5 protein-coding genes and 3 pseudogenes are annotated in these 8,041 nt (G+C 40.6%); 5 read left to right on the top strand and 3 right to left on the bottom strand.

The features are described 5' to 3' along the window. Window positions 1–1,027 precede the first annotated feature (1,027 nt). Window positions 1,028–2,530: a flippase gene (locus NJ959_RS21870; protein WP_254013861.1), complete on the top strand. Its 1,503-nt coding sequence runs from the start codon at window positions 1,028–1,030 to the stop codon at window positions 2,528–2,530. A gap of 4 nt (window positions 2,531–2,534) precedes the next feature. After that, window positions 2,535–2,810, top strand: coding sequence for an enolase-like domain-containing protein (locus NJ959_RS21865; protein ID WP_254013860.1), 276 nt, complete (start codon window positions 2,535–2,537; stop codon window positions 2,808–2,810). Between the two features lie 84 nt (window positions 2,811–2,894). On the opposite strand, the gene NJ959_RS31050 is transcribed toward NJ959_RS21865, so the two are convergent. Continuing rightward, window positions 2,895–3,272, bottom strand: coding sequence for a hypothetical protein (locus NJ959_RS31050; RefSeq protein WP_254013859.1), 378 nt, complete (start codon window positions 3,270–3,272; stop codon window positions 2,895–2,897). Window positions 3,273–3,301: 29 nt separating this feature from the next. Next, a protein-coding gene (locus tag NJ959_RS21855) for an IS630 family transposase (protein ID WP_254013858.1) occupies window positions 3,302–4,182 on the bottom strand; the annotation gives its coding sequence in 2 pieces (ribosomal slippage) (window positions 3,302–3,850 and window positions 3,853–4,182; 879 coding nt in all). Window positions 4,183–4,374: 192 nt separating this feature from the next. Here NJ959_RS21855 and NJ959_RS21850 point away from each other — a divergent pair. Beyond that, entirely contained in the window at window positions 4,375–5,511 is a 1,137-nt protein-coding gene (locus tag NJ959_RS21850) for a mandelate racemase/muconate lactonizing enzyme family protein (protein WP_254013857.1), read from the top strand. Window positions 5,512–6,107: 596 nt separating this feature from the next. On the opposite strand, the pseudogene NJ959_RS30800 reads toward NJ959_RS21850, so the two are convergent. Beyond that, a pseudogene (locus tag NJ959_RS30800) lies at window positions 6,108–6,999 on the bottom strand (tyrosine-type recombinase/integrase). An 84-nt stretch (window positions 7,000–7,083) separates the two neighbouring features. Here NJ959_RS30800 and NJ959_RS21835 point away from each other — a divergent pair. Next, window positions 7,084–7,236: pseudogene (locus NJ959_RS21835) on the top strand (helix-turn-helix domain-containing protein); the annotation flags it as partial. Window positions 7,237–7,254: 18 nt separating this feature from the next. After that, window positions 7,255–7,989: pseudogene (locus NJ959_RS21830) on the top strand (Tn3 family transposase); the annotation flags it as partial. Between the last annotated feature and the right edge of the window lie 52 nt (window positions 7,990–8,041).

Raw genomic sequence — 8,041 nt, 5'->3', positions numbered from 1 at the left:
ATTAGGCTGATGGTTAAAAGGCTTGCAGCCTAAAAGATGTCAAATGGGTTCTATACGGGCACTGCCTAACCACAGCCGCTGAGATGTCCACTAGCGTTGAATTAGAGACACCTGAGATTAAAGATGTAGCTACTACATTCTTTATTCAAACTGTACGACATTTCAACCTGTAGGTTAGAATCAGACAGGGGGTAGTTTTAAAAGCTACCCCTACAATCCCCTTTAACCCATCCAAAACACCAAACCCTATGAATAATCAACGATTTCGCCAACGACCTTCTCAGTGCCTTTCTAGACAACGCTGACCTAGATGTCATCATCAGTATTTGTGCCAAACACGGCTGTGTGCCTGGTTCGCAAACTTCAATCGAAGCTATGGACTTAGCCGCTAGCTTCACTGAGGACTCGAAACACTATCATTTGGTGTCCCCCGCGAACCTTCAAGGGGTAAAGACGAGATACGCGCAAAAGTTATCACCACCATAAAGTTTTGTAAAGTAGGTACAGATCGAGGCTGCTAAACATTGCCTAGTTTGAGACAATGTAGGCAATGTTTAATTTATAAATATATAACTAGCAAGACTTTCAGGCATAGTGATCGAATTATCTAAAAGTTCCTTTTCGGCAAAGTTTATTTCTGTTTTATTTCCAGCTATTCTTAATCGATAGAGAACTGGTGAAAATTTAAAAGTGGGGAAATCTTTGAGATAAACCAATCTGGAAATAGATGACTTTATACTAGAAGCCTTGCTGTGTAATGATTTTAAGATTGTCTACATGGCAACTTAATGTCATGTCGTTACAAAAATTAGCGTCCATGATGACTTTTGCGCGTATCTCGCCCTTACCCCGATAAGGGCTTGAGGCTCGAAAATTCGCTCAAATTATATTCGAAGTATTGTATGCTAGAAGCCTTGCTATGCAATAATTCTATGATTATTTGCTCGACAGCTTAATGTCAGTGTCGTTACAAAAATTCGTGTTCATGATAATTTTTGCGCGTATCTCGCCCTTACCCCTACTTGAAATGAAACACAAACTTGACCCAGATGAGCAAACCCAACTAAATCAGTTGTCAAAAGAAGAACTGGTTCAAATCGTCGTAGAAGCAAGACGGAAACTCAAAGAACTCGAAGAACGCATTATACAACTGAGCATTAGCCTCAACCTAGATAGCAAAACCTCATCAGATTTAGATTTAAAACATCTAGCTAAAGACACGATTTTTGCTCTATTTTTGCAACTTTCTGGAGTAGTTCTGACTTATCTAGTTCAAGTGTGTTTAGCCCGTTGGATGGGAAAAGTAGAATATGGGATTTATACTTATGTAGTTGCTTGGTGCTTAGTTTTAGCTATTCCTGTAGGGTTAGGATTACCTCGTGCTGTTTTACGTTTTATTACTGAATATCGAGTCAAAGAAGAATGGGGAAAAATGCGAGGTTTATTATTAAGTAGTTGGCAACTTACCCTAGGGATGGGATTATTAGTGGCGATCACTTGTACTATAATCATCTCCGTATTTGACTATTATTATCAGTTTACCTACGCCCAAGCTTTAATCTTCGGTGTCTGGATAATTCCGTTACAATCATTGTTACAACTCCAAGAAGACATGGGAAGGGGTGCAAAAAGCCTTACTATCGCTTATGGGCCATCAAAAGTGCTTTGGCCTATTCTATTATTGGGAGGAAGTTTTTGCCTCTTTCAATGGCAAGAAAAAACTTTAACCAGTATTCCCATGATAGATATGACCATCGCCACATTAGTAGGAGTTGTCTTATTACAATTAGCCTTTATTTGGCAGAGTTTTGCTCAAGAAATTACGTCCGCATCTACCATTTATGCTCGTCGTCAATGGTTAGGAGTTGCATTACCTTTGTTATTTCATCGTGCTTTTAGAGAGATTCTCAGGCAAATTGATATTATCATGGTGGGTTCTTTTCTTGGGGTAGCTACTGCAGGAATTTACAATGCTGCGGCTAATACGGCTTTGTGGGTAAGTTTTATTTTACAAACTGTTAATTTAGTGGTTGCACCTACTTTTACTCACCTTTATACCCAAAAAGATCGTATTGGACTACAAAAAGTGGTTTTAGCAGCTTCTATCTGGATTTTTTGGCCGTCTTTAATCATTGCCGGAGTTTTAATCATTTTCGCCCAACCTATTTTAGCCTTATTTGGAGAGGAATTTGTTACCGCTAATTGGAGCTTAAAAATTCTCGTGATTGGACAATTAACGAATGCTTTATGTGGTTCGGTAGGTAACTTAATGGTAATGACAGGGTATCAAAATCAAGTGTTAATTGTGTCAGGTAGTTGTGCTTTAATTAATGTGGTCTTAAATGCGATTGCTATTCCTATTTTAGGAATGGATGGGGCGGCTTTAGCCACTGCTTTTACCCTAATAGTCTATAACGTTTGGTGTAGCTTTTTAGTAGTAAAAAATATTAAAATATTTCCTTCTATTATTTCTAGTTTCTTCCATCGTGATATACTTACAATTAATGAAAATCTAAAAGATAATAACTAAATCTATGAAAATTATTGCCCTCGAAATTTGGCCCATTAAAATTCCCTATAAAAAATCCTATTCAACCTCTCGTGGAACTATTAGTCATGGTGATCATGTCGTTATTAAATTGATTACGGATGAAGGGATTACTGGTGCTGGAGAAGCTTCTTTCATTCATGCGGATAGAGCGGGAGAAACAATTGAAACCGTTACTGAGATACTACATAAACGATTAGGACCAATATTAATGGGATTTGATCCCTTTGATGTCGAACTGATCATGAAAACGGCACGGTGATGCCTAACAGCGCATTGTACGACGGTAAAACCTCTAAACTGCTAAAAAAGCAGAATCATACTTGTGGACACTGTGGTCATCTTCTCATGGGAGAAGAAAGAGTGCCTCTACATCACATTGACGGCAATCACAGCAACTGGAAAGACAAAAATCTAATGGTTGTTCACGAAAGCTGTCATGACTACATACACCATAAGAGCAAAACAGATTGTCGGGAGCTGGGTGCAGTGAAAGTTGCACGCCCAGATCTAACAGAGAGGGGCGAGGCATAATCGCCTCCCTCGACTCTACCATTGCCTTAACTACACTCCTGAGTAGTTCTTCGTTGTTTGCCAGCTTATTGTAGTATGCTTTGATATCCACAGTCACCCAATCGGGGTAATCCCGCTTGGGTTTTTGTTTTTTTGTTTCGACCGTTGATGGTTCATCCACAGGGGGTGATGGTTCGACTACTGGTGGCACTGGGGATGATATAGCAACCGCCAGGGCGGTTAAGCCGCTGTGCGAAGCACAGCTTCCATTGCATCCCTGAGACAGTCGAATTGAGTTAGTTGTTTACGAATTCGACTTTTTAGCCATGACCAGCAGCGCTCAATTTTGTTAAGATCAGGTTCAGAAGATGGCAAGTATTTTAACTGACAACCTGCGGCTTCAATTAATTGAAGAATTCGACCACCTTTATGAAAGGTGGCATTATCAGCAATCACTATTTGTCCCGGTTTTAGCGTTGGGATTAAACAAGTTTCTAGCCAAGTTTCAAACACGATTCGATTACAAGAACCCTCCACAGTAAATGGAGCCAATAACTGACCATCACAATAACCAGCAATCATATTAACTCGCCCTTGTCTTTTGCCACTTTTTAGAGCATAAAAGCGGTTTCCTTTTTCGTTCCAACCATAGCTATAATCTTCTCTATTATCCATTCCCGACTCATACTCATCTATATACACTAGCTCCTGCGGCACATACAGACCTATCTCTTCTTTAAAGAGAAGTCGTTTAACTTCATCTCTTTCTTGATAACCATAAGTTTTTTTTTTCGAGTAAAGCCAATCTTTTTTAATCCCCTTGATATCGTGCGGTCACTAATTTCTTCCCTCCATAGTTTGGCCATCTCTACCTGAGTTTTATCTCCATTAAGCTCGACAAATTTGGTAAATTCTCCCCAATCAGTAATTTTGTGTCCATTACCAGACGGTTGATTCGGTAATGCTTGAAAATCCCCCGTCTCCCGTTCCCGCTTCAGCCATAATCTAATTGTGTTGCGACTAATACTGAATATCTCGCTGGCTTCAGTAATCTTTAACCCATCAAGCTTGATGGCTTGGATTACCTTTTGACGGAGATCGTAACTGTAGGGTTTGGGCATGGGTTTCCTTCCAGCACACCTGGAGTAAGATTAAGGTCTACCTCCATTATATGGCTCAACCGCCTTGGCGGTTGCTATAGTTGAGGTTCGACCCCTGGTGACACTTGGGATGGTTCAGTTACTGGTGGCACTGGTTCTTCCATCGTGATATACTTACAATTAATGAAAATCTAAAAGATAATAACTAAATCTATGAAAATTATTGCCCTCGAAATTTGGCCCATTAAAATTCCCTATAAAAAATCCTATTCAACCTCTCGTGGAACTATTAGTCATGGTGATCATGTCGTTATTAAATTGATTACGGATGAAGGGATTACTGGTGCTGGAGAAGCTTCTTTCATTCATGCGGATAGAGCGGGAGAAACAATTGAAACCGTTACTGAGATACTACATAAACGATTAGGACCAATATTAATGGGATTTGATCCCTTTGATGTCGAACTGATCATGAAAACCATTGATAAGCGCGTTGGCGAAGATTTTGCTTTTTCTTACTCTCGCTGTGCAATTGATTTAGCCCTCTATGATATTATGGGTAAAGCTTTAAATCTGCCCGTTGCTAAGTTAATTGGAGGGACTTATCGCACCCACATGGAAGTGAGCCGCAGTTTATCCATTAAACCTCTCAGTGAAATTGCTGGTGATGCCGAAAAATTAAGGGATATGGGCTATAAAATGCTAACCTTAAAAGGGAGCAAAGATTGGCAAGGAGATATTAAACGCTTTATTGCGGTTAGAAAAGCATTAGGAGATGATTTTCCCCTAGAAATTGATCCCAACCAGGCCTATACAGTTAAACAAGCTATTCGCCTCATTCGTGCTTTAGAAGATTATGGACTAGAAAATCTGGAACAACCCTGTGCTTGGTGGGATTTAGACGGGATGGCACAGGTTACAAGTGTCTCTCCTGTCCCCATTACAGCTGATGAGTCGGTGATTAATCCTGCAGATGCGATAAAAGTCGTTAAAATGCGTGCTGCTGATATGATTACGATTAAATTAGCCCGTTTAGGGGGTTTTCACTATGGTCGTAAAGTAGCGGCCATCGCGGAAGCAGGGGGACTCGCCTGTAATATGGGGTCTAAACATACCTTTGGAGTGGGAACAGCCGCTATTATTCATTTTTGTGCTGCTCATAGTATTGTTATTGAACCATTAGGTTATGGTTCACCTTTAGAACGTTTTACCGACGATATTATTGTAGAAACCATTCCCTTTAAAGAGGGCATTGTTAGTCTGCCAGAAGGTTCAGGCTTAGGGGTAACATTAGATGAAACTAAGTTAAAAAAATATTCAGATGGTAGTCCTCTTGTCGTCAAAAGTTAATCATGAAAATTTAAAATATGGGGTTATTTGCATAAACCCTCCAAAAAGGGGAATAAGCATATTTATAGCTGAGAGCTACTAGTTTTCAGAGGCAGATATCTTAGCTCTAAATTAGCCCATGACTGATAAGAGCCATAGGTTTGAGAGAGTATCATTACTTCTTAGACGATCGGAGAGAGGCATTTTGAGACATGAAAAGCGACACAATATGAGTGTATCTCGAAAAGTACAGTTTCTGAGACTGTCTTTTCTTTACTGGCAAGGGTTTCAAGGGTGTTGTGTCAAACCCTGTTTTTCACTAATCCCCCTTTTGGAGGGTTTATGCAAATAAGGCATCACCGTGCCAAAACAGGAAAATTGTACGCTAAGGCTGAAATCATTTCAGGGTATGCACTTCAGCGAATAAATATTCATTGCTAACTAGCCATATAGCCTCAAAGTCTTGCCAATCGGTCATTTGAGCGATCTCATCTGCTTTGCCTGGTTATCGCTCGGTTTATTGGTGCAGAGTAGTATGTATTCTCTGCACCAATATTAAATATTCAGATGAAAGTATTCTTAACGATCGATCCGCATTATCAAAATTTAGAGATTATCTAGGAAAAATTAGACAGACTTTTAAGTGCTAATTGAGCGACTTCTTCAGCCCGTTGTGATGTGACTTTTTGGTATTTTAAAGTTGTCTGAATACTCTCATGCCCCATTAATGCCCTAAGTTCTTCAATCGCCATCAGTCCTACCCGCTCCGTCGCAAAAGTATGCCGCAGGTCATGAATCCGAATCGCTTGAAGTTCTGGAGTGTCACCAATCAACTTACTCCAAGACTTATGAGTCATCCGATAAGAAAGGCGGGATACCGCCAATGTCTTGGGCTGTTGAGCGGTGAATAAGGCGAGATGGTTAGAGTGTCGGTAATATTTTAGATAACGGTCTAGATGGCTCTGTGCGGCTTCACTGTAGAAACACCATCGTTGTTTATTCCCCTTCCCAACAACTTGAAATTTGCGATTGTGGAAATCTAGCTCATCTAAATTAAGAGCCAATACCTCGGCAATCCTAGCACCACTAGTATGCAGTAAGCGCACCAGCGCATCTGACGAACATCAGATTTTTAATTACACCATAGAGCAAACTTAACTGGTGAGGAGTCAGATAACGGACAATCTCATCCGTCCCATGTTCGCCATGTTCGCGAAGAGGCTTGCGTCTGGGGAGTCCAGCAATCGGATTGGATTGAAGATAGCCCAGATTGACAGCAAAATTAAACAAAGCCGCGATGACAGTCTGATGGCGACGATGAGTCGTGTAGGAGAGATCCGTCAGACCATCGAGATATGCGACTAATAATTGACGGTCGATGATTTCAATCGACCATCGACCATATTGTTGAAGCAAAGGGATCATCGTAGACTCATAAGAACGGACAGTACTGGAACCTAATCCCTGACGCTCTAAAAACTCAGTGGCTAAAGCTGCTAAATTCATAATTTTAGAGTGACCTTTTGCAAATTAATGGGATAAAAGTAAGCAAATTTAATTATTATTAATGAGTATAGTTTTAGATATATTTTAATGTCTCAACCAGATGATTCGACGCTACCAACGGTAGCAGAAGGACTGGCTAATTACATCCAGCGGTTGCGAAGACAGCTTGGATTGACCCAAAAAGAGTTGAGTGAGAAGGCGGGAATACATATCCAAACCATCCGCAAAATTGAGGGTGGACAAACCTCAAGACTCAATGCTATTACGACAGATTTTCTGACTTACATCGCACAACGTACACTAGAATTATCCGAGCAATTAGAGATCGTTTCCACCTTGATGACAGAGCAGAAACTCGTCGATGTCAGGATGGAAAAAGAGCAGTTAGTTGTTACTCCACTTTCTAGTACTGTGCCAAAAGAGGTTGAGGAATTTAGCCGAAAAGTTCATAGGTTATTGCCCAAAATTAAGCTAACAGACCTATTAGTAGAAGTTGACGCTTGGACGGAATTCACCAAACACTTTACCCATGTACATTCAGGCGAACAAGTTGCCGATAAAGTCGTGTTGTTAAGTGCTTTGCTGGCTGATGGGATTAATTTAGGTTTAACGCGGATGGCGGATGCAATTCCAGGCATGTCTTTCGAGCGGTTAGCTTGGGTATCCGATTGGTACATCCGCGATGAAACTTATTCTAAAGCAATGGCTGAGATCGTTAATTTCCATACCAGAGTGCCATTTGCGGCTTATTGGGGGGATGGAACGACATCGAGTTCTGATGGTCAACGTTTTAAGGCGGCTGGACATCGGTGTCTAAATGAAGAGATTAATGCCAAGTACGGTAAAGACCGTAGCGTACTCTTTTACACGCATATTTCTGACCAATATACCCCTTTCCATATTAAGGTGATTAACGCCACTATGAGGGATGCTAGCCATGTTCTAGATGGCTTGTTGTATCACGAGAGCGATTTACAAATTACTGAGCATTATAGAACCCATTTGACATCTTTTAGGCTGCAAGCCTTTTAACCATCAGCCTAAT

It is taken from the genome of Limnofasciculus baicalensis BBK-W-15, from assembly GCF_024178385.1.
GTDB classification, from domain to species: domain Bacteria; phylum Cyanobacteriota; class Cyanobacteriia; order Cyanobacteriales; family Coleofasciculaceae; genus Limnofasciculus; species Limnofasciculus baicalensis.
The sequence above is the reverse complement of the archived record's forward strand: the minus strand, read 5'-3'. Positions and strand labels throughout refer to the sequence as shown.